This window comes from Variovorax sp. J22R115, from assembly GCF_030317005.1.
In the GTDB taxonomy this organism is placed as follows: domain Bacteria; phylum Pseudomonadota; class Gammaproteobacteria; order Burkholderiales; family Burkholderiaceae_C; genus Variovorax.
This window is the reverse complement of the sequence record NZ_JASZYM010000013.1, coordinates 13,538-39,671: the sequence shown is the minus strand read 5'-3', so window position 1 is coordinate 39,671 and position 26,134 is coordinate 13,538. Positions and strand designations below refer to the sequence as shown.

General features: G+C 67.0%; 23 protein-coding genes. 18 read left to right on the top strand and 5 right to left on the bottom strand.

All coding sequences use genetic code 11. The annotated features are described in order from the left end of the window. Positions 1 to 9: 9 nt before the first annotated feature. From QTI04_RS22455 to QTI04_RS22440, 4 genes are read right to left on the bottom strand one after another with little or no spacing between them, the layout of a single operon-like run. Positions 10 to 819, bottom strand: coding sequence for an ABC transporter ATP-binding protein (locus QTI04_RS22455; protein WP_286617638.1), 810 nt, complete (start codon positions 817 to 819; stop codon positions 10 to 12). After that, positions 813 to 1,886 (bottom strand): ABC transporter permease, encoded by a 1,074-nt coding sequence (locus tag QTI04_RS22450; RefSeq protein ID WP_286617637.1) that lies wholly within the window; start codon positions 1,884 to 1,886, stop codon positions 813 to 815. The genes QTI04_RS22455 and QTI04_RS22450 overlap by 7 nt, the downstream gene beginning before the upstream one ends. After that, positions 1,883 to 2,884 (bottom strand): ABC transporter substrate-binding protein, encoded by a 1,002-nt coding sequence (locus tag QTI04_RS22445; protein ID WP_286617636.1) that lies wholly within the window; start codon positions 2,882 to 2,884, stop codon positions 1,883 to 1,885. Before QTI04_RS22445 ends, QTI04_RS22450 begins: the two co-directional genes overlap by 4 nt. Positions 2,885 to 2,914: 30 nt before the next feature. Beyond that, complete coding sequence (locus QTI04_RS22440) at positions 2,915 to 4,018, bottom strand: LLM class flavin-dependent oxidoreductase (protein ID WP_286617635.1); 1,104 nt, start codon at positions 4,016 to 4,018, stop codon at positions 2,915 to 2,917. 141 nt (positions 4,019 to 4,159) lie between these two features. On the opposite strand from QTI04_RS22440, the gene QTI04_RS22435 reads away from it, so the two are divergent. From QTI04_RS22435 to QTI04_RS22390, 10 genes are all read left to right on the top strand, one after another. Further along, positions 4,160 to 5,359, top strand: coding sequence for an acyl-CoA dehydrogenase family protein (locus QTI04_RS22435; RefSeq protein ID WP_286617634.1), 1,200 nt, complete (start codon positions 4,160 to 4,162; stop codon positions 5,357 to 5,359). Continuing rightward, on the top strand, positions 5,356 to 5,928 hold the full coding sequence (locus QTI04_RS22430) for a cysteine dioxygenase (RefSeq protein WP_286617633.1): 573 nt from the start codon (positions 5,356 to 5,358) through the stop codon (positions 5,926 to 5,928). The genes QTI04_RS22435 and QTI04_RS22430 overlap by 4 nt, the downstream gene beginning before the upstream one ends. Beyond that, positions 5,925 to 7,523, top strand: a complete 1,599-nt coding sequence (locus tag QTI04_RS22425; protein WP_286617632.1) for a rhodanese-related sulfurtransferase — start codon at positions 5,925 to 5,927, stop codon at positions 7,521 to 7,523. The genes QTI04_RS22430 and QTI04_RS22425 overlap by 4 nt, the downstream gene beginning before the upstream one ends. Positions 7,524 to 7,620: 97 nt before the next feature. Next, positions 7,621 to 8,712, top strand: coding sequence for an iron-sulfur cluster carrier protein ApbC (apbC, locus tag QTI04_RS22420; RefSeq protein ID WP_286602007.1), 1,092 nt, complete (start codon positions 7,621 to 7,623; stop codon positions 8,710 to 8,712). Between the two features lie 16 nt (positions 8,713 to 8,728). Then, positions 8,729 to 9,673 (top strand): LysR substrate-binding domain-containing protein, encoded by a 945-nt coding sequence (locus tag QTI04_RS22415; RefSeq protein ID WP_286617631.1) that lies wholly within the window; start codon positions 8,729 to 8,731, stop codon positions 9,671 to 9,673. 145 nt (positions 9,674 to 9,818) lie between these two features. Then, on the top strand, positions 9,819 to 11,645 hold the full coding sequence (locus QTI04_RS22410; RefSeq protein WP_286617630.1) for an NADH-ubiquinone oxidoreductase-F iron-sulfur binding region domain-containing protein: 1,827 nt from the start codon (positions 9,819 to 9,821) through the stop codon (positions 11,643 to 11,645). Next, positions 11,642 to 14,566 carry a formate dehydrogenase subunit alpha gene (gene fdhF, locus QTI04_RS22405; RefSeq protein ID WP_286617629.1) on the top strand — a complete coding sequence of 975 codons (2,925 nt, stop codon included), beginning with the start codon at positions 11,642 to 11,644 and terminating at the stop codon, positions 14,564 to 14,566. Before QTI04_RS22410 ends, fdhF begins: the two co-directional genes overlap by 4 nt. Next, positions 14,548 to 15,450 (top strand): LysR family transcriptional regulator, encoded by a 903-nt coding sequence (locus tag QTI04_RS22400; RefSeq protein ID WP_286617628.1) that lies wholly within the window; start codon positions 14,548 to 14,550, stop codon positions 15,448 to 15,450. Before fdhF ends, QTI04_RS22400 begins: the two co-directional genes overlap by 19 nt. Positions 15,451 to 15,557: 107 nt before the next feature. Further along, entirely contained in the window at positions 15,558 to 16,757 is a 1,200-nt protein-coding gene (locus QTI04_RS22395) for a YncE family protein (RefSeq protein ID WP_286617627.1), read from the top strand. A 151-nt stretch (positions 16,758 to 16,908) separates the two neighbouring features. Next, complete coding sequence (locus tag QTI04_RS22390; RefSeq protein WP_286601999.1) at positions 16,909 to 17,340, top strand: FHA domain-containing protein; 432 nt, start codon at positions 16,909 to 16,911, stop codon at positions 17,338 to 17,340. Between the two features lie 3 nt (positions 17,341 to 17,343). On the opposite strand, the gene QTI04_RS22385 is transcribed toward QTI04_RS22390, so the two are convergent. Beyond that, positions 17,344 to 17,829, bottom strand: coding sequence for a hypothetical protein (locus QTI04_RS22385; RefSeq protein ID WP_286617626.1), 486 nt, complete (start codon positions 17,827 to 17,829; stop codon positions 17,344 to 17,346). Between the two features lie 237 nt (positions 17,830 to 18,066). Between QTI04_RS22385 and QTI04_RS22380 the strand changes: the two genes are divergently transcribed. The 8 genes from QTI04_RS22380 (at position 18,067) to QTI04_RS22345 (ending at position 26,132) form a co-directional block, all read left to right on the top strand. Next, on the top strand, positions 18,067 to 18,654 hold the full coding sequence (locus QTI04_RS22380; protein ID WP_286617625.1) for a DUF3305 domain-containing protein: 588 nt from the start codon (positions 18,067 to 18,069) through the stop codon (positions 18,652 to 18,654). Beyond that, complete coding sequence (locus QTI04_RS22375) at positions 18,599 to 19,276, top strand: DUF3306 domain-containing protein (RefSeq protein ID WP_336621900.1); 678 nt, start codon at positions 18,599 to 18,601, stop codon at positions 19,274 to 19,276. Before QTI04_RS22380 ends, QTI04_RS22375 begins: the two co-directional genes overlap by 56 nt. Beyond that, entirely contained in the window at positions 19,236 to 21,314 is a 2,079-nt protein-coding gene (locus QTI04_RS22370) for a 4Fe-4S dicluster domain-containing protein (protein WP_286617758.1), read from the top strand. The genes QTI04_RS22375 and QTI04_RS22370 overlap by 41 nt, the downstream gene beginning before the upstream one ends. Then, the gene (locus QTI04_RS22365; RefSeq protein ID WP_286602326.1) at positions 21,311 to 21,928 is read left to right on the top strand and encodes a molecular chaperone; all 618 of its coding nucleotides are present in this window, start codon (positions 21,311 to 21,313) and stop codon (positions 21,926 to 21,928) included. The genes QTI04_RS22370 and QTI04_RS22365 overlap by 4 nt, the downstream gene beginning before the upstream one ends. Before the next feature lie 105 nt (positions 21,929 to 22,033). Then, positions 22,034 to 22,258, top strand: coding sequence for a formate dehydrogenase (locus QTI04_RS22360; protein ID WP_286601994.1), 225 nt, complete (start codon positions 22,034 to 22,036; stop codon positions 22,256 to 22,258). Between the two features lie 19 nt (positions 22,259 to 22,277). Further along, positions 22,278 to 25,256 carry a formate dehydrogenase subunit alpha gene (locus QTI04_RS22355; RefSeq protein ID WP_286601992.1) on the top strand — a complete coding sequence of 993 codons (2,979 nt, stop codon included), beginning with the start codon at positions 22,278 to 22,280 and terminating at the stop codon, positions 25,254 to 25,256. Between the two features lie 10 nt (positions 25,257 to 25,266). Continuing rightward, positions 25,267 to 25,887, top strand: a complete 621-nt coding sequence (gene fdh3B / locus QTI04_RS22350; protein WP_286534934.1) for a formate dehydrogenase FDH3 subunit beta — start codon at positions 25,267 to 25,269, stop codon at positions 25,885 to 25,887. Next, positions 25,884 to 26,132, top strand: coding sequence for a hypothetical protein (locus QTI04_RS22345; protein ID WP_286601991.1), 249 nt, complete (start codon positions 25,884 to 25,886; stop codon positions 26,130 to 26,132). Before fdh3B ends, QTI04_RS22345 begins: the two co-directional genes overlap by 4 nt. The last annotated feature ends 2 nt before the right edge of the window (positions 26,133 to 26,134 follow it).

Genomic DNA, 26,134 nt, shown 5'->3' with positions numbered 1-26,134 from the left:
AAGCAATCGTCACCACGTCGCGTCCAGGCCGAGATGGCGAAGCGCTTCATGTCGAAGCTCGGCCAACCTGGGATGACCCCGATGCCGTGGATAGGGCAGATCGACCACGAGTTCCGCGGAAATGCGCGCGGGCCGGTCGCTCAATACGATCACGCGGTTGGCGAGGAAGAGCGCTTCTTCGACGTCATGCGTCACCAGCAGCGCCGAGAAGCCGGCGCGCTGCCACAGGCTCACCAGCTCGCTCTGCATCGCGATGCGCGTGAGCGAATCGAGCTTGCCCAGCGGTTCGTCGAGCACCAGCAGGCGCGGGTCATTGACCAGCGCGCGGGCGAGCGCGACGCGCTGCGCCATGCCGCCCGAGAGTTGATGCGGAAAGCTCTTCGCGAACTCGGTGAGCCCCACGAGCTTGAGCGCATCGTCGACGCGCGAGCGCTGCGTCTTGAGCAGCCCGCGTGCCTGCAAGCCCAGCGCGACGTTGTCCCAGACGCTGCGCCACGGGTAGAGCGTCGGGTCCTGGAACACGACGATGCGCGACGGATCCGGCCGCGTGATGGGCTCGCCGTCCTGCGTGATGGTGCCGGCGGTAGCGGGTTCGAGCCCCGCGACGAGCCGCAGCAAGGTCGACTTGCCGCAGCCGCTGGGCCCCAGCAGCGCGACGAACTCGCCGGGCCGCACCTCCAGGTCGATGCCATCGAGCACCTGCAGCACGCCGGTCGGCAGCTTGAACCAGTGACTGACGTCGCCGATGTCGATGTGCGCGCCGGCGTGGGCGGTCGGCGCGGGTGCGCGGTTCGTCGTGGTGACTGCGGCGTCTACCATTTGACGGTCCCCTTCTGCCACGACAGCGCACGGTCGCGCACTGCGAAGAGCAGCGTGATCAGCCCCGAGCACAGCACCGCCATCACCAGCAGCGCCGCGTACATGTTGGCGTAGGCCGCCCAGCCTTGCGCCCATTGCAGGTACCAGCCGAGGCCGGCCTTCACGCCCATCATCTCGGCGGTGACCAGCACCGAGAACGATGCGCCGAGGCCCATGAAAAGACCGACGAAGACCTGCGGCAGCGCGGCTGGTATGGCCACGCGCAGCACCAGAAACCACTCGGGCGCCCCCAACGTGCGCGCCACGTCGTAGTAGCTCTTGTTGACAGAGGCCACGCCCGACCAACTCAGCACCGCGACGGGAAAGAAAGTCGCGAGCCCGACCAGGAACACGGCCGCCGCGTAGCTCGACGGCGCGAAGAAGAATGCCAGCGGCAGCAACGCCGAGGCCGGCACTGGCCCGAGGAAGCGCAACAGCGGATGCACCCAGTAGCCCGCGATGCGCGACCAGCCGATCCACACCCCGGTCGCGAACCCCACCAGCGCGCCGAGCACGAAGCCATGCGCGAGCAGCCGCAGCGAATGCGCGGTGGAGAGGCCGAGCCGGCTCCAGTCCTCGTAGGCGACGTCGAGCAGGCTTTGTGGTGGCGCGAAGAAGGGAGGAGGCAGCACGCCGAGCTTGGCAGTCAGCACTTCCCAGAGTGAGAGCAGCAGCGGCGCGGCGATGAGCCAATGGCCTGCAGGCCGAAGCTTGCGGCCGATGCGGCCTGCGCGGGCGCCGAGCAACGCGACCACCAGCAGCAGCGCTGCGACGGCGATCGCGCCAGCACCGAACTCCTGCGTGAAGTTCCAGTCGCTGAAGCCGACCTCGCGGTTGGGCCAGGAGAGGGTCAGCGCGCCGAGCGCGAGCCATGCAGTCGCCGCGACGATGCCCGTGCGCCAGACGCCCGTGACGGCAGGCTCGCGCAGCACGGCGGGCGTCGCGATGGCCGGCGCGTCGCGCCGGGCGTGCAGGCGCGGCGCGGCATGAGGCCGCGCCGCGCCAAGGATGTTCTCGGCCGTCGTCATGCCAGCACGTCCACCGACACGTGGTTCGCGAGCCGTGCCGGATCGGTGCTTTGCTTCAGCACGCCGACCGATCGGAAATCGCGCGCATAGAACTCCACTTCGTCGCGCAGGTTCCTTCCGACCGGGTGGTGCGCGTGGGTCAGAGTGCCCAGCAGCGCCTGCAGGTCCTCGACGGGCACCTTCGGCGAATACTTCGCGAAGAGCTTGGCCGATTCGTTCGGGTTCTCCGCCACGAAGTCCGAGGCTTGCACGATGGAGCGCACCAGCGCCGCCACTACCGGCCGTTCCTTGCGCACCAGCTCGCCGCGCGCGCCGACGATGCAGCAGACCTTGTCCTTGTATTCGCCGGAGAGGTTCGATGCCAGCTCCAGGTAGCGGCCCTTGTTGCGCTTCTCGATCAGGTAGAGCGTCGGGTCGCCATCCGCGATCGCCTGGATCTCGCCCTTGTTGACCGCGATGTCGAGCAGGTCGGCGGGGTACTGGAGCCAGGTCACGTCCTTGTCGGCATCGATGCCGTTCTTCTTGAGCAGGATCGAGAAGAAGTTCTTGCCGGGGCTCGCGATGTCCGACACACCGATCGTCTTGCCCTTGAGCTTCTGCAGGTCGGTGACGCCAGCCTCCTTGACGCCCACGAGCCGAACGCAGCCCCCGTGCGAGCTGCCGACGATCTTCACGTCGAAGCCCGATTCGAGCGGCTTGAGCCAGCGGTGGATCATGCCTACCGCCGCATCGGCCTTGGCCGTGGCCAGCGATTCGAGCAACTGGTCGGTCGAGCCCGTGTAGTTGATGAGTTCGACCTGCAGTCCGTTCTTCTCGAAGATGCCGCGCTCCTGCGCGACCACCACGGGCGAAAGGCAGAAGGCCGATGCGTTCCACGCGAAGCTCAGCTTGCGCTGCTGCGACCAGGCGCGCGTGGCGATCAGGCCGCTGGATGCAATGACGGCCGCGGCGCCGCCGGCGCGCAGCACGCCGCGGCGCGAAAGGGATTTGTTGTTCATGGTGGGGAGAAGCTCGCAGCGGGGTTGCGGTCAGGCGGCCTTGCGTTGCGCAGCCAGGCGCTGCGCCACCAGCTCGCGCGTGCGCGGAATCAGTTCGCGCCCGTAGTCGATGGCGTCCTCGAGCGGGTCGAAGCCGCGGATGAGGAAGGTGGTCACACCCAGCTCGTAGTAGTCGAGCAGGGCGTCGGCCACCTGCTCGGGCGTGCCGACCAGCGCAGTGCTGTTCGAGCGGCCGCCGATCTCCTGCGCAACCGCCGTCCACAGGCGCTTGTCGAGTCGCGTGCCCTTTTCGGCCGCGGCGAGCAGCCGCCTGGCGCCTTCGCTCTGCTGCGGGCCGCCGCGTCCGAAGCCCTGCACGACGCGAAGGCGGCGTGTCTCCGCGAGGATGCTGTCGGCGCGCTCCCAGGCCTTCTCCTCGGTCTCCGCCAGGATCGGGCGGAACGACACCGAGAAGCGCACGCTGCGCCCGTGCTTAGCCGCCTCCGACCGCACGCGGCCGGTCAGTTCGCGCGCCTGGTCGAGCGATTCGCCCCATAGCGCATACACGTCCGCATGCTTCCCGGCTACCGGAATCGCGGCCTCCGAAGCGCCGCCGAAGTACACCGGCACGTGCGGCTTGCCGTTGAGCGACTGTGCCGGCTTCACCTCCGAGAAGGCATCCTTGAAGCGGTAGTGCGCGCCTTCATGGTCGAAGGGCTTGTCGCTGGTCCACACCTGGCGCAGCACGTCGAGGTATTCGTCGGTGCGGGCATAGCGCTGGTCGTGGTCGAGCCAGTCGCCGTCGCGCTTCTGCTCGTCATCCGAGCCACCGGAGATGTAGTGCACGCCGAGTCGGCCGCCGCTGAACTGGTCGAGCGAGGCGAACTGTCGCGCGGCAAGCGTCGGCGCGACGAAGCCGGGCCGGTGCGCCAGCATGAAATGGATGCGCTCGGTGACGGATGCGGCGTAGGCCACGGTCAGTGTGGCATCGGGGCTGGTGGAGTGGTGCGGCACCAGCACCCGGTCGAAGCCGGCCTGCTCGTGGGCCTGCGCGAAGGCGCGCACGTAGTCGCGGTCGATCGCGGGGCCGCGCGCGGGATGGATTTCCGAAACCTTCTGGGCCTGGATCATTCCGATGAATTCGATGTCGCTCATGGCTGCTCGTGCCTTCCGTTCGTCTAGAGGAAAGGCGTGACCGTAAGGCGCGCGTCTTCGAAAGCGAACGCAGGAAAACGAGTTTGGATATGCGGCTTCCGTCTTTTTCCGCGCGCGCGGTGGGGGTTAAGGTCCGGGCCCATGAGTTCACAAGCCCTGCGTCGCCCGCCGGCCGCACCCGAATCGGACGACGCGCTCCTCGCGCAGTTGTCCTCCCTCTTTGCCGAGACCGCGGCCGACCACGATCGCAGTGGCGCCTTCCCGCGCGAGAACTTCGCCGCGCTGCATGCCAACGGGTTCGTCAGCCTGGTTGCGCCCAAAGCGCACGGCGGCGGTGGCGCCTCGCTTGAAACCGCGCGCCGCGTGCTGGCGGCCGTCGCTTACGGCGAGCCTGCGACCGCGCTGATCCTCACGATGACCTGGCTGCAGCACCTCGCCATCGGGCGTACCGACAGTCGTTGGCCGTCGCATCTGCGCGAACGCGTGCTGCGAGATGCCGTGCGCGACGGGGCATTGGTCAACGCATTGCGCGTGGAACCGGCGCTGGGCTCGCCGGCGCGGGGCGGCCTGCCCGCCACGACTGCACGCATCGAGGGCGATCAGTGGAAGCTCAGCGGCCACAAGCTGTACACCACCGGCATCGAGGGCCTGCGCTGGCTGTCGGTCTGGGGCCGCACGGACGAGGAGTCGCCGCGCGTCGGCGTCTTCCTGGTGCCGCGCGATGCGCCCGGCGTTCGCGTCGTCGCGAGTTGGGACCACCTGGGACTTCGCGCCTCGGGCAGCCATGAGGTGATCTTCGAGGACGTCGCGATCCCGCTCGACCACGCGGTCGATTTGCGCGCACCGGCCGAATGGGCACCCGATGCGGGCAGCCAGACCGACATCGACGCCCACGCCATGCAGCAGGCCTGGATGGTGGTGCTGCTGGGCACGCTTTACGACGCCGTGGCGCGTGCGGGGCGCGACTGGCTGGTCGGCTTTCTCAACGGGCGGGCCCCGAGCGGGCTCGGCGCGCCGCTGGCCAGCCTGCCGCGCGTGCAGGAGACCGTCGGCGAGATCGAGGCCTTGCTGAACGTCAGCCGCGTGTTGCTGGACCGTGCGAGCGCCGAAGTCGATGTGGGCCGCGCGCCCTCCGCCACGGAGAGCGGCTTGCTGAAGTACACCGTCACGACGCATGCGATCCGCGCGGTCGAGCTGGCGCTGCAACTCAGCGGCAACCACGGCCTTACGCGGCAGAACCCGCTGGAGCGCCACTACCGCGATGTGCTCTGCAGCCGCATCCACACGCCGCAGAACGACGCGATCCTGGTGACGGCCGGCAAGGCCGCGCTGTCCCGATGAGTGCGCGACTGCGCGATTTCGCCATCGCTTTCGGCCGGTTGATCGACACCCATCCCGGTGAGCCGCGCATCGTGGAAGAGGGCGGTGCATTGCTGCGAGGCCTGGTCGCGCGCGACGACTGGCTGCCTGATGCCTTCGCGAAGCCGCATCCCGAGCGCTATCAGCAATACCTTCTGCATCTCGATGCGGCCGAGCGCTTTTCGGTGGTGAGCTTCGTCTGGGGGCCCGGACAGGCCACGCCGGTGCATGACCACACGGTGTGGGGCCTGATCGGCATGCTGCGCGGCGCCGAGCTGAGCCAGCGCTACCGCGAGCGCGATCGCCTGCTGATGGCCGAGGGTTCGCCGGTGCGGCTCGAGCCGGGGGACGTCGAGGCCGTGTCGCCGACCATTGGCGACGTGCATCGCGTCAGCAACGCTTACGACGATCGTGTGTCGATCAGCATCCACGTCTATGGCGCCGACATCGGCAAGGTGCGACGCCATACTTACCCGCCGGACGGAGGGCGGAAGCCTTTCATCTCCGGATACTCGGGATCGCCCCCAAGCTTGCCCACTTCATCGAAATGACTGCTCTCATCTCCTTCACCTCAGTGCGTGCGCATCTCGTGGCACGTGACGAGATCGCCTTGCTCGACGTGCGCGAGGAAGACCCGTATGCACAGGCCCATCCGCTGTGGGCTGCCAACCTGCCACTGTCGCGGATCGAACTCGACGCATGGCGCCGCATTCCGCGCCGCGACACGTTGATCGTGCTCTATGGCTCGCATGAAGATGTCGATCTCGCACCGCTCGCGGCCGAGCGACTCGCGGCGCTCGGCTACACGCGCGTGCACCTGCTCCAGGGCGGGCTCGAGGGCTGGCGCGATGCCGGGGGCGAGTTGTTCCGCGACGTCAACGTGCCGAGCAAGTCTTTCGGCGAGTGGGTGGAGCATGAGCGCCGCACGCCTTCGCTCTCGGCGCAGGAGGTCAAGGCATTGATCGATGCGCGTGCGGATGTCGTGGTGCTCGACGCGAGGCGCTTCGACGAGTTCCAGACCATGAGCATTCCCACCGCGACCAGCGTGCCCGGCGCCGAACTGGTGCTGCGTGTGCGCGAGCTGGCGCCCGATCCGGCCACGCGGGTCATCGTCAATTGCGCCGGCCGCACGCGCAGCATCATCGGTACGCAGTCGCTGGTGAATGCGGGCATTCCCAATCCGGTCGCTGCGCTGCGCAACGGGACCATCGGCTGGAAGCTGGCCGGGCAGGTGCTGGACCACGGCGCCTCGCGGCGTGCGCCTGCGCCGGGCGAAGCGAATCGCGCCGCCGCGCAGGCGAATGCACAGGACGTGGCGCGGCGGGCAGGCGTGCGCTGGATCGGGCCCCATGCGCTTGCGACGCTCGAGGCGGCGGGCCGGACGGTCCACCGCTTCGACGTCCGTACGCCCGAAGAGTACGAGGCCGGCCACCTGCCGGGCTTCGCCAGCGCGCCCGGTGGCCAGCTGGTGCAGGAAACCGATCACCACGTGCCGGTGCGCGGCGCACGCATCGTGCTCGCCGATGACGATGGCGTTCGCGCCCCGATGACGGCGTCGTGGCTGGCGCAGATGGGGTGGGAGGTGTACGTCGTGGAGGCGCAGCCTGCAACGGCGCGCAGTGCGCTGGGTGCGGCGCCGGCCGATCATGCGGCTGCGCCGTCGGTGATCGGGATCACGCCGGCCAGACTGGCCGATGCGTTGGACGCGTCGGAAGACATTGCCGTGATCGACGTCACGACCAGCGCCGATCACGCGAAGCGTCATATTCCGGGCGCCTGGTTCGCGATCCGTGCGCAACTGGGGCAGGCACTGGACGTGATCCCCGCCGCGCGCCGCTACGTGCTGACCTGCGGCAGCAGCCTGCTCGCGCGCTTTGCGGCTGCCGATCTGCGCGCCTTGCTCGGTGCACGCGGCCGCGATGCCGAGGTGGTCGTGCTGGAGGGCGGCAATGCCGCATGGTTCGCTGCCGGCCTGCCGACGGAAACCGGATGGCGCCGCCTCGCAACACCGGCGACCGACCGCTACCGCCGCCCGTACGAAGGCACGGACGCGCCGGCGGAGGCGATGCAAGCCTACCTGGACTGGGAATTCGGGCTCGTCGCTCAGCTCGCTGCAGACGGCACGCATCACTTCAAAGTGATCTAGGCGCAATCGGGTTTCGCCCTGCTTCAGGGTCAAGTGGGCGCCCGTCGGGCCGCACTCCGGCGCCGCACTAGACTAGCCGCCATTCAGGAGTTTCCAAATGGCAGTTACGCAAGAGGCGCTCGCGCAGGCGCTCAAGTCGGTCCTCGACCCCAATACCGGCAAGGATTTCGTCAGCACCAAGGCGCTGAAGAACGTTCAGATCCACGAAGGCGAGGTGTCCTTCGACATCGAGCTGGGCTATCCGGCCAAGAGCCAGATGCCCGCCCTGCGCAAGGCGCTGGTGGCTGCGGCCAAGACGGTGGCGGGCGTGGAGAACGTGTCGGTCAACATCGCGACCAAGGTCATCAGCCACGCCGTGCAGCGCGGCGTGCAGCTGATGCCCAACGTGAAGAACATCATCGCCGTCGCTTCGGGCAAGGGCGGCGTCGGCAAGAGCACGACGGCGGCCAACCTGGCGCTTGCGCTCGCGGCCGAAGGCGCCAGCGTGGGTCTGCTCGATGCCGACATCTACGGCCCGAGCCAGCCCATGATGCTGGGCATCGACCGCCGGCCCGAGAGCGAGGACGGCAAGACCATGGAGCCGCTGGAGAACCACGGCGTGCAGGTCATGTCGATCGGCTTCCTGGTCGACCAGGACGAAGCCATGATCTGGCGCGGCCCGATGGCCACGCAGGCGCTGGAGCAGTTGCTGCGCCAGACCAACTGGAAGGATCTCGACTACCTCATCGTCGACATGCCGCCCGGCACCGGCGACATCCAGCTCACGCTGTCGCAGCGCGTGCCGATGACGGGTGCGGTGATCGTCACCACGCCGCAGGACATCGCGCTGCTCGATGCCAGGAAGGGCATCAAGATGTTCGAGAAGGTCGGCGTGCCGATCCTCGGCATCGTCGAGAACATGGCGGTGCACGTGTGCTCGAACTGCGGCCACGTCGAGCACATCTTCGGCGCCGAGGGCGGCAAGAAGATGGCCGAGCAGTACAACATGGACTATCTCGGCGCGCTGCCGCTGGACATCAACATCCGCCTGCAGGCCGACAGCGGCAAGCCGACCGTGGTAGCGGACCCCGACGGCGAGGTGGCGGGCATCTACAAGTCCGTCGCGCGTCGCGTCGCGGTGGGCATCTCGGAAAAGGCCAAGGACTTCTCCGCCAAGTTCCCGACCATCACGGTCAGCAAGAACACCTGAGCGAGCGCACTGCCGCATGAACCTGCTCGCTTCGATGCGTTACCTCGTCGCGCTCGACGAGCATCGCCACTTCGGCCGCGCGGCGCAGGCCTGTCACATCACGCAGCCGGCGCTGTCGAATGCACTGCGCGCCCTGGAGGCGGAGTTCGGCGTGGTCATCGTCAAGCGCGGCCGCACCTACGCCGGGTTCACGCACGAGGGTGAGGCCGTGCTGGCGGCGGCCCATCGCATGCTGCACGAGAACGAGGTCCTGCATCAGTTATTGAAGAGCGAGGAGGGCCATCCACGCGGCAGCCTGCGCATGGCCGCCGTGCCGACCGCCATCCCGCTGCTGGCGCGGTTTGCGGCGCGGCTGCAGGCGCGCCATCCGGGCATCGTGCCCATCGTGCTGACCATGAGTTCGCTGGAACTCGAAGCGGGACTGGAAAGCCTGTCGCTCGACATGGCCCTGGGCTACACCGAGCGCATGCATCTGCGTGATGTCAAGCTCACGGCCTGGCCCCAGAGCATCGAGCACTATTTTCTGCTGCGCCGTGTCACGCGGACCGGTACGGCGGCCCTGCACATCGGCGATCCGATCGGTTGGGCCGAGGCCGCCCGGCAGCCGCTGTGCCTGCTGACGCCCGAAATGCACAACCGCTCCATCGTCGACCAGGCCTTCAAGGCGGCGGGCGCGGCGGTGACGCCCGCCATCGAGACCAATTCCGTGCTGACCCTGGCCCTCAGCGTGGTGTCGGGCAGTGTCTGTGCCGTGTTGCCGGGCGCGATGGTGGATGCCGTTCGCGGCCATGGTCAGCTCGAGGCACTGCCGCTTGTGGCGCCGGAGATACACACGCCCATCGGCTTCATGACCCAGACGGTGGTGCGGCCTTCGCGCGCGCTGGAGGCGGCGCTGGCGCTGGTCCAGAGTCAGGACTGGCAGCAGGAGGCTGCCGCGCACAGCGGCTCGCTCCGGGGCTGAGCCAGGGTGCCGGGCCGCCCGGCACGTCATTTCCGAATTGAATCACTTCATGTGTGGATTCAATTTGCCAACAGCGCCGGGGCGCCCGACAGTCGGACAGGCCGTGCCCCCGTGCGGCCTTACTCCTAATTCACGGCCGAGGCAAATGATTCACCCAGGCACCCACGACAAGATCCAGGCGATTCCCCTCGCCACGCCCGACCAGATGCGCGACCGCATCCGTCGCAAGAGCAAGCTCAAGGGGCGGCAGCCCGAGGAGGCCGCATTGGCGCAGGTGCGAACGCTGATCGGCCTGCGTCCCCCGGATGGCTACCCGCGCGACCTGCTGATCGAGCACCTTCACCGGCTCAACGACGCGCACGGCTGCCTGCACGACCACCATCTCGTGGCGCTGGCGTCGCTGACCAACATTCCGATGGCCGAGGTCTACGAGGTCGCGACCTTCTATCACCACTTCGAGGTCGTGCGCGGCGACGAGGCGGCTCCGGGACTGACGGTGCGTGTGTGCGACGGCCTGGCGTGCGAACTGGCCGGAGCGCAGGACCTCCTCGCGCGGCTGCCTGCCTTGCTCGGCGCGGAGGGCCACGGCGATGTGCGCGTGATCTCGGCGCCCTGCATCGGCCGCTGCGAGCAGGCGCCTGCGGTGGCCGTGCATCAGCGCGCGGTGCCGCTGGCGACGGCCGGCAAGGTGCTGCAGGCGTTGGCGTCCTCCTCGACTTTCGGCGTGCAGGAGCCCGTGCAAGCGACCACCAACTTCGTGCCCGCATCGTTGGCGGAGCAAAGCATCTCGCCGCCGCCCGATGCCGTCGAGGCCTTGCCCGCATTCACCGACTACGCCACCTACCGCGCCAGCGGCGGTTACGCGCTCGCGGCGGCGCTGGTCAATGGCGAGGAGAACGCCGAAGCCGTCATCAAGGCCATGGAAGACTCGGGCCTTCGGGGGCTGGGCGGGGCCGGATTTCCGGCAGGCCGCAAGTGGCGCATCGTGCGCGACCAGCCCGCGCCCAAGCTCATGGCAGTCAACATCGACGAGGGCGAGCCCGGCACCTTCAAGGACCGCACGTACCTCGAACGCGATCCGCACCGCTTCCTCGAAGGACTGCTGATCGCTGCGCAGATCGTCGGCATCGATGCCTGCTACATCTACCTGCGCGACGAATACCACGACTGCCGCGTACTGCTGCAGGCGGAACTGGCCAAGCTCAAGGCGAATCCGCCCTGCGAGCTGCCGAAGATCGAACTGCGTCGCGGTGCCGGCGCCTACATCTGCGGCGAGGAGTCCGCGATGATCGAGAGCATCGAAGGCAAGCGCGGCGAACCGCGCATGCGCCCGCCCTACATCGCGCAGGTCGGCCTGTTCGGGAGGCCGACACTGGAGCACAACTTCGAGACGCTCTACTGGGTCCGCGACATCGTCGAGAAGGGCCCGCAATGGTTCAGCGGCTTCGGTCGCCATGGGCGCAAGGGCCTGCGCAGCTTCAGCGTGAGCGGGCGCGTGGAGCATCCGGGCGTCAAGCTCGCGCCAGCGGGCATCACGGTGCAAGAACTGATCGACGAATACTGCGGCGGCATGCTCGAGGGTCACACGCTGCACGCCTACTTGCCCGGCGGCGCGTCGGGCGGCATCCTGCCGGCGAGCATGAACGACATCCCACTGGATTTCGACACGCTGCAGCCGCACGGGTGCTTCATCGGGTCCGCCGCCGTGATGGTTCTGAGCCAGCACGATCGCGCGCGCGATGCCGCGCTCAATGTCATGCGTTTCTTCGAGCACGAGAGCTGCGGCCAGTGCACGCCCTGCCGCGTCGGCACGGCCAAGGCCGCCGCGCTGATGCAGGCACCCGTGTGGGACAACGCCACGCTGGAGGATCTCGCGCAGGTGATGGGCGATGCCTCCATCTGCGGGCTCGGACAGGCGGCGCCGAATCCGATCCGCAGCATCCAGAAGTACTTCCCGCAGGAGATTGCATGAACGCGCCCGCCACGCTCGCGGAACTGCTGCCGCAGACGATCGAGTTCCAGCTCGACGGCCGCAGGGTCGAAGCCATCGAGGGCGAGACCATCCTGAGGGCCGCGCAACGCCACGGCATCGACATCCCCCATCTTTGCTACAAGGACGGGCTACGGCCCGACGGTAACTGCCGCGCCTGCGTGGTCGAGGTGAAAGGCGAGCGGACGCTGGCGCCGAGTTGCTGCCGCGCCGTGACGTCCGGCATGGAAGTTCAGGCCACCAGCGAGCGCGCCGTGAAGAGCCAGAAGATGGTGGTCGAGATGCTGCTGTCGGACATGCCGGATGCAGGATACAAATGGAACGATGCGGGGGTGGCGGAGGCCGAGCATCCCCATCCCAACGCGCCTGGCCAGCACGGTGAACTCAGCGACTGGGCCGAGCGCCTCGGCATCGAGGTTCGCCCCGCGCTCAAGGCCCTGCGCCGCGAGCAGCCCGCTGCCGATGTCTCGCACCCGGCCATGGCGGTCAACCTCGACGCCTGCATCCAGTGCAATCGCTGCGTGCGCGCCTGCCGCGAGGAGCAGGTCAACGATGTCATCGGCTACGCCCTGCGCGGCGGGGACTCGAAGATCGTCTTCGACCTCGACGATCCGATGGGCGACAGCACCTGCGTGGCCTGCGGCGAATGCGTGCAGGCCTGCCCGACCGGCGCGCTCATGCCCAAGAGCCACATCGGTTCGCAACTGGTCGATCGCAAGGTGGATTCGGTCTGCCCCTTCTGCGGTGTGGGATGCCTGATCACCTACAACGTCAAGGACGAGAAGATCGTCAGCGTCGAGGGCCGGGATGGCCCGGCCAACCACAGCCGGCTTTGCGTGAAAGGCCGCTTCGGCTTCGACTACGCGCATCATGCGCAGCGGCTCACCAAGCCGCTGATCCGAAAGCCCGGCGTGCCCAAGCACTTCGACGATGCGCCGCGGCCCGGCGACTGGAGCGGGGCCTTCCGTGAAGCGACCTGGGAAGAGGCGCTCGCGTTGACAGCCGGCAAGCTCAAGAGCCTGCGCGATACGCACGGCAAGAAGGCGCTCGCCGGCTTCGGCTCCGCCAAGGGCAGCAACGAAGAGGCCTACCTGTTCCAGAAGCTGGTGCGCACCGGCTTCGGCAGCAACAACGTCGACCACTGCACGCGCTTGTGCCACGCGTCGAGCGTGGCGGCGCTGCTCGAAGGCGTGGGCTCGGGCGCGGTGAGCAACCAGGTCAACGACGTAGAGCACGCGGAGCTGATCTTCATCATCGGCTCTAACCCGACCGCGAACCATCCAGTGGCTGCCACGTGGATGAAAAACGCCGCGAAGCGCGGCGCGAAGATCGTGCTCGCCGACCCGCGGCGCACCGACATCAGCAGGCACGCGTGGCGCACCCTGCAGTTCAAGGCCGACACCGATGTCGCGATGCTCAATGCGCTCATCCATGCGGTGATCGACGAAGGGTTGGTGAACGAGGCCTTCATCCGTGAACGTGCCAGCAACTTCGAGGCATTGCGCGAGAACGTCAAGGGCTACAGCCCCGAGGCGATGGCGCCGATCTGCGGCATCCCGGCGGAGACCTTGCGCGAGGTGGCCCGCGCCTTCGCGACCGCCAAGGGCGCCATGGTGCTGTGGGGCATGGGCATCAGCCAGCACGTGCACGGCACCGACAACGCGCGGTGCCTGATCGCACTGGTCACCGTCACCGGCCAGATCGGCAAGCCCGGCTCCGGCCTGCATCCGCTGCGCGGGCAGAACAATGTGCAGGGCGCGAGCGATGCGGGGCTGATCCCGATCGCGTTCCCCAACTACCAGCGCGTCGACGACGCGGGTGCGCATGCGTGGTTCGAGAAGTTCTGGGGCGTGCCGCTCGATGACAGGATCGGCTACACGGTGGTCGAGATCATGCACAAGGCGCTGGCGCCGGACGACGATCCGCACAAGATCCGTGGCATGTACATCATGGGCGAGAACCCGGCGATGAGCGACCCGGACCTGAACCACGCGCGCCATGCGCTGGCGAGCCTGGAGCACCTGGTCGTGCAGGACATCTTCATGACCGAGACCGCGTGGCTGGCCGACGTGGTGCTTCCTGCGAGCGCATGGCCCGAGAAGACCGGCACGGTGAGCAACACGGACCGCATGGTGCAGCTTGGCAAGCGCGCGCTGAACCCGCCGGGCGATGCGAAGCCCGATCTCTGGATCATCCAGGAGATCGCCCGGCGCATGGGCCTGCCGTGGAACTACGAGGGCGAGGAATGCGGTGTCGCCGCGGTCTACGAGGAAATGCGCCAGGCCATGCATGCGGCCATCAGCGGGATCACGTGGGACCGGCTGGAGCGCGAGTCCAGCGTGACCTATCCCTGCCTGAGCGCGGACGACCCCGGCCAGCCGACCGTGTTCATCGAAAGCTTCCCGACCGCGGACGGCCGCGTGAAGCTCGTGCCAGCCGACATCATCCCGGCCGATGAGCGGCCCGATGCGGCGTATCCGTTCGTGCTCATCACTGGCCGGCAACTGGAGCACTGGCACACCGGCAGCATGACGCGTCGCGCCACGGTGCTCGATGCGCTGGAGCCGATCGCGACGGCGTCGATGAACCAGGCCGACCTGCAGGCCATGGGCCTGGAGCCGGGCGACGTGGTCACGATCCAGTCGCGACGCGGCGAGGTGGCGATCCATGTTCGGCGCGACGACGGCACGCCGAACGGCGCGGTGTTCGTGCCTTTCGCGTACTACGAGGCGGCGGCCAACCTGATGACCAATGCGGCGCTCGATCCCTTCGGGAAGATCCCGGAGTTCAAGTACTGCGCGGTGCGCATCCTTCGCGGTGGCGCGCCGACGGCGGAGGTCGGCTACGGGACGGGCTCGACGACAGGGGACAATGCGCCCCAGACATGGACAGCCTTGACCTGATCAGGACCTTCCGCGAAGTCGCCTCGCACGGCAGCTTTTCGCGTGCCGCCATCAAGCTCGATGTGTCGAAGGCCACGGTGAGCAAGTACATCGCCGAGCTGGAGACGCGGCTGGGCGTGCGCCTTCTCAACCGCTCGACGCGGGCGGTGAGCCTCACCGATGCCGGCTCGCTGCTGCTCGAACGCAGCAAGCCGATGATGGAGATGTTCGAGCTCACCCAGGCGGAGGTGCAGGAGCATGCGAGCCGGCCGACCGGGCGGCTGCGCATTTCAGCGCCCCTCGGGGCGGGGCAGGGCGACCTGCCGAAGTGGATCGGCGAGTTCATGGGCCACTATCCCGACGTCAGCATCAGCCTGCACCTGACCAACCGGACGCTCGACATGGCGGAGGAGGCGATCGACCTGGCGCTCCACTTCGGCCCCATCGAGGACGAGAACCTGATCGTGCGCAAGCTGGCGCGCCGCAGTCTGGTGGTGTGCGCGTCGCCGGTGTACTGGAAGAAGCATGGCAAGCCGGAGCACCCGAGCGATCTCGCGAATCACGATGCCCTGACGCAGTCGCGCCTCGGCCTGCATCCGCAGTGGCGCTTCGAGGTCGACGGCAAGCCTTTCGACGTGCCGGTGAAGTCGCGCATGGACGCCACCGAGTCCGCGCCGCTGATCCAGGTCGCGATGCAAGGCTTCGGCGTGATCTACATGGCGGAAATGCTGGTGCAGCCCCACGTCGACCACGGCGAACTGGTGCCGGTGCTGCAGGACTATGTGCGCAGCGACATGTGGCTTTCGGCCGCATACCTCCAGCGGCGCCACAACAGCGCGGCGCTGCGTGCGCTGCTCGATTTCCTGGAATCGCGCTTCAAGGGACGGGGCAAGACCGGGGGCTGAGCCCGGGCGCCCGGGCCGCCTGCCGAAAAAGGGTCGCCAGCACCCGGTCTGATCGCTACGATGGCGCCGCAGCCGGCCCTCGGCGCACAACAACAACGGAGACACCCATGCGCCTACGCCTTAGCGCCTTTCATGCGCTCGCACTCGCCACCCTGTCCGCGGCGGCAACCCTGTCCGGCTGCAGCACGACGCCCGCCGGGTCGCGCCAGCTGATGCTGGTCGCCAACGACGAGAAGCAAAGCTGGAGCGACGCAGGCGCCGTGGTCCTCGGCGCGCCGGGCCGCGACACCCTGCAGGTGATCGACATCGGCACCGACCCGCTCGCGCCGCGCTCGCTGGTCACGCTGCCGCTGGACAACACCATCGCCGGGCCGCCGACCAACCTGGCCATCACGGCCGACGAGAAGCTGGCGCTGGTCGCGAACTCCGTCAACGTGGTCGAGGAAAACGGCGTGCGCAAGCAGGTGCCCGACAACCGCCTGTTCGTCATCGACCTCACGGCCACGCCGCCGAAGCTCATCGACACCGTCGCCGTGGGCAAGCAACCCTCGGGGCTGTCGATCAACCCCGCGGGCACGCTCGCCCTGGTCGCAAACCGCGCCGACAACTCGATCAGCGTGCTGCGGATCGCGGGCCAGAAGGTCACGCTGATCGACACCGTCGCGATCGGCGAGTCGGTCTCGCATGTGCGCTTCACGCCCGACGGCCGGCGTGCGCTGGCATCCAAGTTCCCTAACCACAAGATTGCGCTGCTCGATGTCAACGGCGAGAAGGTCACCTACAACAAGGTCGATCTCGCCGCGGGCCTTTGGCCCTACAACGTCGACGTGACGCCGGACGGCAAGCTCGCGCTCACCGCCGACAACGGCAACTCGGGGGCCTCCGACGGGCAGATCGACACCGTGAGCGTGATCGACCTGGAGGCCACGCCGCCGCGTGTCATCGACAAGGTGGTGGTCGGCGATGGCCCGGAGGGCCTGGCCGTGAGCCCGACCGGCAAGTTCGCGGTTGCCGTCCTGCTGCGTGGCAGCAATGCCGCCAAGAACGCGTACTTCTACAACCGCAACGGCTCGGTGGTCGCGCTCAAGATCGACGGCAAGAAGGTGACGCGCGGCAACGAAGTCGAAGTGCGCGGCCTGCCCGAAGGCGCGGTATTCAGCGCGGACGGCAAGTACCTCTACGTCGGCAATTTCATCGACCAGGACATCACCATCCTGCGCGTGGATGGCGACACGCTGGTGAACACCGGCAAGTCCTTCGGGCTTGCGGGCCATCCGGCGTCGATGCGGGGCCGCGTCACCCACTGAACGCCCGGGCAGGGAGGTAGGCGACGGGTGTGCGGAAACTTACCGGCCCTGCGATGAACAAGAATGGATTAAGCCTTCTGTTTCCGTCTTCCGAAACGAGACCCGCGTCCTAAGCTCGATGCCATTCCAATAACGAGAGGAATGGCTATTTATGCCAAGACTGATCATCCTGGCCCGGCACGCCAGTGTCCGGCAGGTCAACATCGCGGGGCCGCTCACCACCATCGGGCGCTCAGGCAGCAACAGGGTATGCATCGACAGTGAACGGGTGAGCCGGCATCACGCCGCCATCCAGTGGACGGGCGAGGGCTTCATGCTGACCGACATGGGCAGCCGCAACGGCACCTGGGTCAACAATGAAAAGGTGCGGGCGCACACCTTGCGCAACGGCGACGCGATCGTTGTCGGCGATTGCCAACTGCGCTTTCTCTTCAGCAGCAGGACACTGCCGCCGGTCGAAGCCCTGCGCTTGTTGACGGCGCCGGATGCCCTCCTGCAGTTCGAGGAAAGGGAAGCGCACAGCGGAAGGGGAAGACTCCCGAGCGGCCGGATCGGACTCGACAGCCGCACCTTCGTGCGTTGAGATTCAGGCGAACTGGGCGGCGACCGGTTGGCGTTGCGCCGCCGGCACGGCAACGGGAACAGAAGCAGGCGCGGCGGCACGCGGGCGGCGCTCGTCGATCAGCCGGGCGGCCAACTGCGCCGCCATCTCGAGCTTCTTGAGGTCTCGCGCCTCGACGCCTGGATCCGGATTGAAACTGGAGGAATAAAAGGTGCCATACATCGCCCCGCTGGCAAGCACCACGGGCGCGCTGAGGTAGCAGCCCGACGGAACGCGTGCGCTCAACACCTGTTTGCAAAAAGCCAGTTCCAACGGCTCGGCCTGCTCATCGATGAACTGGGCGCGGTGCGAGGTCTGCATGCGGTGCGACACGCGCTGCCCGTCGTTGACTTCGCAGGCAAATGCAGCCTCCATGGCGTGCTGGTCGCGCAATAGCTTCAGGACCTGGTGGACCGCCGGTTCGAGCAGCGGGTCGCACGAATCCGGCGTCGCGATGAGCAGGTCGGACACCTTCACCTCGAGGGCGGCAAGTCCGTCATCGTTCTCGTAGTAGCTCATGCGGGGCCTCTTCGTTGGAATGGCTTGATTGAAACGCACAACGACGTGAATCCTCGGAAATGAGAACTATGGTTTCTCTTTGTGGCCGACTTTTGTCACAAAAGTAATACTTCAATTAACATTTAGAAACCCTTTGAGCCCAATCCCGCGCCGGCGGGCGACGTTTTCGCATCGGCTATCGTCCGGACTATGGAGATTCCCGAAACCCCCGTCGCAAGCTCCCGGCCGGCGGCACTCGACGTCGCGGTCGTGATGCGGCGCGATCGGCTGCACGGCCCGTCGAGCCACTGGCAACCGTGGCGCTGGACGCTTGACGCCGTGCTGCCGGATAAACCCGGCTTCGGCGAGCAGCCGCGCCTCCTGGAAGACCACGACGGGGAGCAGCGCTGGCTGCATCCCGGCTTCAAGGTCGAGCTCTTCCGCGACGAGGCCGAGGGCTACCACCTCAATGCCACTGCCCCGGCGCCGTGCTGGTTCGTGCTCTGGCGCATGGAGGAGGAAGCGACCCTCGCGCCCGAACCGATCCCGCGGCCAGTGGTCGTGACCCTCAGCTATTACGAAGCCGGGCGCTGGCTCGATGCGCAGGAAACCGTCGAGCAGGTGCCGGCACCCCAGGAGGTCGTCGATTGGCTCCGTACCTTCGTGCAGGAGCACTACCTGGTCGAACCCAAACGGCGCAAGCGGCCCGAAAGTTTCCGGCCGCTCGTGGACCGATTCGGCAATGCGGCCAGCGTGTCGACCGAGAAGAAGCGTGGCCGGGGAGCGGGCGATGTCTGAAGGGTTCTTCGACCGCTGGTCGCGGCGCAAGCAGCAGGTGCGTGTCGGGGAGGTGCCGGAGGATCCGAAGCCGGAATCCGGACCCGATGCTTCACCGGCGGCCGCGACGCCCGTGTCCGTCCAGGCGGTGCAGGTATCGGCGCCTTCGGCCGATCTCCCGCCCGAGCCGCCGCCACTCACCCTGGACGATGCAGAGGCATTGACCATCGATTCGGATTTCAAGCCTTTCGTGGCAAAAGGCGTCGCGCCGGAGGTCAAGAACGCCGCTTTCAAGAAGCTGTTTGCCGATCCTCACTTCAACGTGATGGACGGCCTGGACACCTACATCGACGACTATTCCAAGCCGTCGCCCCTGCCCGAGAGCGTGCTGCGCCAGATGGCGAGCGCGAAATTCCTGAATCTCTTCGACGAAGAGCCCGAAAAGCCCGCAACGCCTGAAGAAACCCCTAGGGATGATGGCTTGCCGGGCGTGGCACAGTCGAGCGATCCCGAGCCCCTTCCCAGGCCGCCGGTTGCCGATGCGCAACCTGCCAGCCAAGAACCTGATGACCACCACGCTGATCTGCGACTGCAACAAGACGATGCCCCTCGAGCCGAAGACGCTCGGGACGGCGCTGGCTGAAACACTGCCCCTTCATTCCGCGCTGTGCCGCCGCGAGGCGGCTTCGTTCCAGCGTGCCATTCAATCCGGCGACGACGTGGTGGTCGCCTGTACGCAGGAGAAGCGCCTGTTCGGCGAACTGGCCGGGCAGACGCCCGAGGCCACGTCGCCGATCCGTTTCGTCAACATCCGAGAGACCGGTGGCTGGAGCCGCGATGCGAAGAGCGCCATGCCGAAGATCGCGGCGCTGCTCGCTGCCGCCAGCCTCCCCGATCCGGACCCCGTCGCGACGGTGAGCTACGCGAGTCAGGGGCGGTTGTTGATCATCGGCGCGCTGGACGCGGCGGAGAAGGCCGCGGTCCTGGTGGCCGATACCCTCGACGTGACGATCTTTTCGCAAGGCCCGGGCGAACTGGGCGGCGCGCAGGAACGCCGCTGGCCCGTGGCCGCGGGGCGGATCGATTCACTCGCGGGATGGCTCGGCGCATTCAAGCTGAACTGGACCCGCGACAACGGGATCGACCTCGACCTCTGCACCCGCTGCAACGCCTGCGTGGCCGCGTGCCCCGAGCAGGCCATCGGCCTCGACTACCAGATCGACAACGCCAGGTGCACTTCGCACCGCGATTGCGAGCGCGCTTGCACCGTGGCCGGCGCCATCAATTTCGGCCGCGCGCCCGAACAACTCGATGGCGCTTTCGACCTCGTGCTCGACCTCGGTGCCACGCCGGTCATCGACTGGCACGCGCCGCCGCAGGGCTACTTCCATCTGCCCGGCGGTATGGCGCATGCGGAGGGGTTGCAGACGTTGCTGCGCCTGCGCGAGATGGTCGGCGAGTTCGAGAAGCCGAAGTTCTTCGACTACAAGCAGAAGCTCTGCGCGCACAGCCGCAACGAGGTCGTCGGCTGCAATGCCTGCATCGAGGTCTGCTCCGCCCATGCGGTGTCGAGCGACAAGGAACGTCAGCGCATCGTCGTCAACCCGAACCTCTGCGTCGGCTGCGGCGCCTGCACCACCGTGTGCCCGACCGGCGCACTGGGCTACACCTATCCGCGCGCGCCCGACCAGGGCCTCAAGCTGCGCACGTTGCTGTCCACCTACGCGGGCGTCGGCGGTCGCGATGCCGCACTGCTGCTGCATAGCCAGGAAGCCGGGCAGGCCCTGGTGGAGCAGCTCGGGCGCCAGGCCCAACTCGGCAAGGCGCAGGGCGTGCCGGGGAACGTGATTCCCGTCGGCCTCTTCCACGCCGCGAGCACTGGCATCGACCTGTGGCTCAGCGCCGTGGCGTTCGGCGCTTCGCAGGTGGTCGTGTTGAGCACGGGGGATGAAGCGCCGCAGTACGTCGCCGCGCTCAAGGAGCAGATGGAGATCGCGCAGACGCTGCTGCTCGGACTCGGCTACACGGGCACGCATTTCAAACTCATCGAAGCCGATTCAGTGGCGACGCTCGACAGTGCACTCGCCGCGCTGCGCGGCACCCGGCAGCAGGTGCCCGCGAAGGCAGCCCGCTATGCCGTCGGCGCCGAGAAGCGCAGCACGCTCGAACTCGCGCTCGATCACCTGGTGGACGAATCGCCGACGCTGAACACACCCGCTGCCGAGCGGGTCGCGATCCCCTTGCCGCAAGGCTCGCCCTTCGGCGCCATCGCGGTGGACAAGGACAAGTGCACCCTGTGCCTCGCCTGCGTCAGCGCCTGCCCCGCGAGCGCGCTGCAGGACAACCAGAACGCGCCGCAGCTTCGCTTCGTCGAAAAGAATTGCGTGCAGTGCGGGCTGTGCGAAACCACCTGTCCCGAAAACGCGATCTCGCTGGTGCCGCGCCTGCTGGTATCGCCGGAGCGCAAGCAACCGGTCGTGCTGAACGAGGCCAAGCCCTGGTCCTGCATCCGTTGCTCGAAGCCCTTCGGCACCCAGAAGGCGATCGAGGCCATGCTCGGCAAGCTGGCCGGTCACGCCATGTTCCAGGGCGAGGCGCTGGAGCGTTTGAAGATGTGCAGCGATTGCCGGGTCATCGACCTGTACAGCGCGCAGAACGAAATGAAGATCACACAGCTATGAGCGAGAGTTTCCCGGTTACCTCGGCCCTTGACGAAGAGATCGCACGCGCCGAACTCTATGGATTGCTGGCGCGCCTCTGGTACGCCGCGCCCGACGCGGAGTTGCTCGAGGCCTTCCAGGTCGCGCCGACCGAAGCGCCCGCCGCCGGCGCATTTTTGGAAGAGCCCTGGCGGCAGCTTGTCGGCGCCGCGCGCGGCATCGATGCGGCCGCGGCGCGCGACGAATACGACACGCTTTTCGGCGGCATCGGCAAGCCGGAGGTCTATCTTTTTGGCTCGCACTATCTGAGCGGCTTCCTCAACGACAAGCCACTGGCACATCTGCGCAACGATCTGGATCAGATCGGTCTTGCACGGGACGTGTCGATTCCCGAAACGGAAGATCACATTTCCTGTCTTTGCGAAGTCATGCGCTATCTCATCGCCGGAGAAGACGTGGCGGTGGCGAACCTGACCCGGCAACGGGCCTTCTTCTCGACCCATGTCCAGTCATGGCTGCCAGCCTTGTGCGACGCCGTGTCGCAGCACCCCAGAGCCCGCTTCTATGCCGCGCTGGCAGGGTTTACCCGCGCTTTTGCGGAGGTCGAGAGCCAAGGCTTCGACATGCTGGACTGATATCGAGGGGTATTCGGGATAGCACTTGTTAGGGTCTCGACTAGTATCCAAACGTATGTAACTGGTTTCATATCTCGTTCAGCCTAAGCCACTCCTGGAGCAGTCATGCAGGACAGCCATTCCGCCGGCCCTCAGCCGGCATCCCGCCGGGGATTCTTCATCGGCGCCGCCACGGTCGGCGCCGCCGCAGCAGCCGTCACGGTGCTGCCCAAGGTCGTCGAGGCGCCAGCCGCCCCGGCAGCACCCGAACTCAAGCCTCCGCCCGAGAAGGGCGGCGGCTACTCGCTGAGCGAACACGTCAAGCGCTACTACAAGACCACGTCGGCCTGAAAAAACGAGGCAACACACGATGCTACTGACCAAGAAAGCGTCTGGCGCCACGCGTGACGGCGCTTCTCCCTCCACGTCGCCCTTTGTCCACAGCCTGCGGCGCGGCCTTTCCAACGCACTGCCGACCATGGACCGGCGCTCCTTCCTGCGCCGCTCCGGCCTGGGTGTCGGCGTCGGCCTCGCGGCCGGCCAACTCACGCTGATCCGCAAGTCCAACGCCGCCGAAGGCCGGCCGACCGCCGTCGGCGCCGGCAAGGTCGAGGTCCGGCGCACCATCTGCTCGCACTGCTCCGTCGGCTGCGCATCGGATGCCATCGTCGAGAACGGCGTGTGGGTCCGGCAGGAGCCGGTGTTCGATTCGCCGATCAACCTTGGCGCGCACTGCGCCAAGGGCGCGGCGCTGCGCGAACACGGCCACGGCGAATACCGCCTGCGCTATCCGATGAAGCTGGTCAACGGCAAGTACGAGCGCATCAGCTGGGACACCGCGCTCGACGAGATCACGGCCAAGCTCAAGGAGCTGTCGAAGGCCAGCGGGCCCGACTCGGTCTACTGGATCGGCTCCAGCAAGCACAGCAACGAGCAGTCCTATCTGATGCGCAAGTTCGTGAGCTTCTTCGGCAGCAACAACTGCGACCACCAGGCACGCATCTGTCACTCGACCACCGTCGCAGGCGTGGCGAATACATGGGGCTACGGCGCCATGACCAATTCGTACAACGACATGCGCAGTGCGAAAGTCGCGCTGTACATCGGCTCGAACGCGGCCGAGGCCCATCCGGTGAGCATGCTGCACATGCTGCATGCCAAGGAAAACGGCTGCAAGATGATCGTGGTCGATCCGCGCTTCACGCGCACGGCGGCCAAGGCCGACGAGTACGTGCGCATCCGCTCGGGATCGGACATTCCCTTCCTCTTCGGCGTGCTGTACCACATCTTCAAGAACGGCTGGGAAGACAAGAAGTACATCAACGACCGCGTCTTCGGCATGGACGAAGTGCGCGCCGACGTGATGGCGAAGTGGACGCCAGACAAGGTCGAGGAAGCTTGCGGCGTGAATGAGGCGCAGGTCCTCAAGGTCGCGACCTGGCTCAACGAGAACCGACCCGGCACCATCGTCTGGTGCATGGGCCAGACGCAGCACACGATCGGCAACGCCATCGTGCGCGCCTCGTGCATCCTGCAACTCGCGCTGGGCAACGTCGGCAGGTCGGGCGGCGGCACCAACATCTTCCGCGGCCACGACAACGTGCAGGGCGCCACCGACGTGGGCCCGAACCCCGACTCGCTGCCCGGCTACTACGGGCTGGTCGAAGGATCGTGGAAGCACTTCGCTGCGGCCTGGGGTGTGGACTTCGAGTGGATCAAGAGCCGCTACGCCTCGCCCGCGATGATGAGCAAGCCCGGCATCACCGTGTCGCGCTGGATCGACGGCGTGCTCGAGAAGAACGAACTGATCGACCAGGACTCGAACCTGCGCGGCGTGTTCTATTGGGGTCATGCACCGAACTCGCAGACCCGTGGTCTCGAGATGAAGCGGGCGATGGACAAGCTCGACCTGCTGGTGGTCGTCGACCCGTACCCGTCGGCGACTGCGGCCATGGCCGCGATGCCCGGCAGGCCCGAGGACCAGAACCCCAACCGCGCGGTCTACCTTCTGCCGGCCTGCACGCAGTTCGAGACCAGCGGCTCCGTCACTGCCTCGAACCGCTCGCTCCAGTGGCGCGAGAAGGTCATCGAGCCGCTGTGGGAAAGCCGCAGCGACCACATGATCATGCAGCAGTTCGCCGACCGCCTCGGCTTCGGCAAGGAACTGAGCAAGAACTACAAGATGCAGAAGGTCAAGGGCATGGACGAGCCCGTGCCCGAGGACATCCTGCGCGAGATCAACAAGAGCTGCTGGGCCATCGGCTACACCGGCCAGAGTCCCGAACGCCTGCAGGCGCACATGCGCAACATGGCGGCGTTCGACGTGCGCACGCTCAAGGCCAAGGGATCGATCAAGGACAAGGTCAATGGCTACGACATCACGGGCGACTACTTCGGACTGCCGTGGCCCTGCTACGGCACGCCGGAGCTGAAGCATCCGGGTTCGCCGAACCTGTACGACACGTCGAAACACGTCATGGACGGCGGCGGCAACTTCCGCGCGAATTTCGGCGTGGAGCGCAACGGCAAGAACCTGCTGGCCGAGGACGGATCGCATTCGCTCGGCGCTGCCATCACGACCGGCTACCCGGAACTCGACCACCTGCTGCTCAAGAAGCTCGGCTGGTGGGACGAACTTACCGAGGCCGAGAAGCCCAAGGCCGAAGGCAAGAACTGGAAGACCGACAGCTCGGGCGGCATGATCCGCGTGTTCATGAAGAACCACGGTTGCCATCCTTTCGGCAACGCCAAGGCGCGTGCATTGGTGTGGAACTTCCCCGACGCGATTCCGCAGCACCGCGAGCCGCTCTATGGCACGCGGCCGGACCTGGCGGCGAAGTACCCGACGCACGACGACAAGATGGCCTTCTGGCGCCTGCCCACGCTGTACAAGAGCGTGCAGCAGCGCAACATCGCGGACAAGATCGCGGAAAAGTTCCCGTACATCATGACCTCCGGCCGTCTGGTCGAGTACGAGGGCGGTGGCGAGGAAACGCGCTCCAACCCATGGCTCGCGGAGCTGCAGCAGCAGATGTTCATCGAAATCAACCCGCGGGTGGCCGCCGAGAAGGGCATCCGCAACGGCGAGCGCGCCTGGGTCCACACGCCGACCGGTGCGCGGCTCAACGTGCAGGCCCTGGTGACCGAGCGCGTCGGCCCCGACACGGTGTTCATGCCCTTCCACTTCTCCGGCCACTGGCAGGGGGCGGACATGCTGGCGTACTACCCCAAGGGTGCGAACCCGATCGTGCGCGGCGAGGCGATCAACACCGGCACGACATATGGCTATGACAGCGTCACCATGATGCAAGAAACAAAGACGACGGTCTGCAACGTCGAGAAGGCATAAGGAGTCTGGTATGGCAAGAATGAAGTTCGTCTGCGACTCCGAGCGCTGCATCGAATGCAACGGCTGCGTCACGGCCTGCAAGAACGAGAACGAGGTGCCGTGGGGCGTGAACCGCCGCCGCGTGGTCACGCTCAATGACGGCGTGCCGGGTGAGCGCTCCATCTCCGTGGCCTGCATGCATTGTTCCGATGCGCCCTGCATGGCGGTGTGCCCGGTGCAATGCTTCTATCGCACTGAAGAAGGCGTGGTGCTGCACGACAAGGACGTGTGCATCGGCTGCGGCTATTGTTCGTACGCCTGCCCATTCGGCGCGCCGCAGTTTCCGTCGCAAGGCACCTTTGGTGCACGCGGCAAGATGGACAAGTGCACCTTCTGCGCCGGCGGCCCGGAAGAAAATGGCTCGCAGGCCGAGTTCGAGAAGTACGGCCGCAATCGCCTGGCCGAGGGCAAGCTGCCGGCCTGCGCCGAGATGTGCTCGACCAAGGCGCTGCTCGCGGGCGATGGCGACGTCGTCGCCGACATCTTCCGCACGCGCGTGGTTCATCGCGGCAAGGGCGCCGAAGTCTGGGGCTGGGGCACCGCCTACGGCTCGCAAACGGCCGGCACGCCGACCAACGGAGTCGCGAAATGAAGCGCGCGCTGGCAACGGCGGCGCTGATCTCGGTCGCGGTGTTCCTCGGCGCCTGCGGCGAGAAGCCGCAGACGAACGCCCATGGCGTCCGGCTGGACGCGGCCCCTTGGACCGGCACGGGCACGCAGCCCAACACCGGAACGGCTTTCACGGCGAGCGGCTGGCAGCCGGGGGACAGGGCGTCCTGGGAGCAGCACCTCAAGGTGCGCGCCCAGAACCAGAACGAATACAACCGGATCAACTGACC

Bases quoted from the DNA above. Each gene is read 5' to 3' on its own strand.
- QTI04_RS22375 (WP_336621900.1), top strand. From the start codon at position 18,599: ATGCGGCCAGCGTGTCGACCGAGAAGAAGCGTGGCCGGGGAGCGGGCG.
- fdhF (WP_286617629.1), top strand. From the start codon at position 11,642: ATGAACGCGCCCGCCACGCTCGCGGAACTGCTGCCGCAGACGATCGAG.
- QTI04_RS22355 (WP_286601992.1), top strand. From the start codon at position 22,278: ATGCTACTGACCAAGAAAGCGTCTGGCGCCACGCGTGACGGCGCTTCT.
- QTI04_RS22390 (WP_286601999.1), top strand. From the start codon at position 16,909: ATGCCAAGACTGATCATCCTGGCCCGGCACGCCAGTGTCCGGCAGGTC.
- QTI04_RS22370 (WP_286617758.1), top strand. From the start codon at position 19,236: ATGCCCCTCGAGCCGAAGACGCTCGGGACGGCGCTGGCTGAAACACTG.
- QTI04_RS22395 (WP_286617627.1), top strand. From the start codon at position 15,558: ATGCGCCTACGCCTTAGCGCCTTTCATGCGCTCGCACTCGCCACCCTG.
- QTI04_RS22430 (WP_286617633.1), top strand. From the start codon at position 5,356: ATGAGTGCGCGACTGCGCGATTTCGCCATCGCTTTCGGCCGGTTGATC.
- QTI04_RS22400 (WP_286617628.1), top strand. From the start codon at position 14,548: ATGGACAGCCTTGACCTGATCAGGACCTTCCGCGAAGTCGCCTCGCAC.
- QTI04_RS22365 (WP_286602326.1), top strand. From the start codon at position 21,311: ATGAGCGAGAGTTTCCCGGTTACCTCGGCCCTTGACGAAGAGATCGCA.
- QTI04_RS22450 (WP_286617637.1), bottom strand. From the start codon at position 1,886: ATGACGACGGCCGAGAACATCCTTGGCGCGGCGCGGCCTCATGCCGCG.
- QTI04_RS22425 (WP_286617632.1), top strand. From the start codon at position 5,925: ATGACTGCTCTCATCTCCTTCACCTCAGTGCGTGCGCATCTCGTGGCA.
- fdh3B (WP_286534934.1), top strand. From the start codon at position 25,267: ATGGCAAGAATGAAGTTCGTCTGCGACTCCGAGCGCTGCATCGAATGC.
- QTI04_RS22435 (WP_286617634.1), top strand. From the start codon at position 4,160: ATGAGTTCACAAGCCCTGCGTCGCCCGCCGGCCGCACCCGAATCGGAC.
- QTI04_RS22380 (WP_286617625.1), top strand. From the start codon at position 18,067: ATGGAGATTCCCGAAACCCCCGTCGCAAGCTCCCGGCCGGCGGCACTC.
- QTI04_RS22360 (WP_286601994.1), top strand. From the start codon at position 22,034: ATGCAGGACAGCCATTCCGCCGGCCCTCAGCCGGCATCCCGCCGGGGA.
- QTI04_RS22415 (WP_286617631.1), top strand. From the start codon at position 8,729: ATGAACCTGCTCGCTTCGATGCGTTACCTCGTCGCGCTCGACGAGCAT.
- QTI04_RS22345 (WP_286601991.1), top strand. From the start codon at position 25,884: ATGAAGCGCGCGCTGGCAACGGCGGCGCTGATCTCGGTCGCGGTGTTC.
- QTI04_RS22445 (WP_286617636.1), bottom strand. From the start codon at position 2,884: ATGAACAACAAATCCCTTTCGCGCCGCGGCGTGCTGCGCGCCGGCGGC.
- QTI04_RS22440 (WP_286617635.1), bottom strand. From the start codon at position 4,018: ATGAGCGACATCGAATTCATCGGAATGATCCAGGCCCAGAAGGTTTCG.
- QTI04_RS22410 (WP_286617630.1), top strand. From the start codon at position 9,819: ATGATTCACCCAGGCACCCACGACAAGATCCAGGCGATTCCCCTCGCC.
- apbC (WP_286602007.1), top strand. From the start codon at position 7,621: ATGGCAGTTACGCAAGAGGCGCTCGCGCAGGCGCTCAAGTCGGTCCTC.
- QTI04_RS22455 (WP_286617638.1), bottom strand. From the start codon at position 819: ATGGTAGACGCCGCAGTCACCACGACGAACCGCGCACCCGCGCCGACC.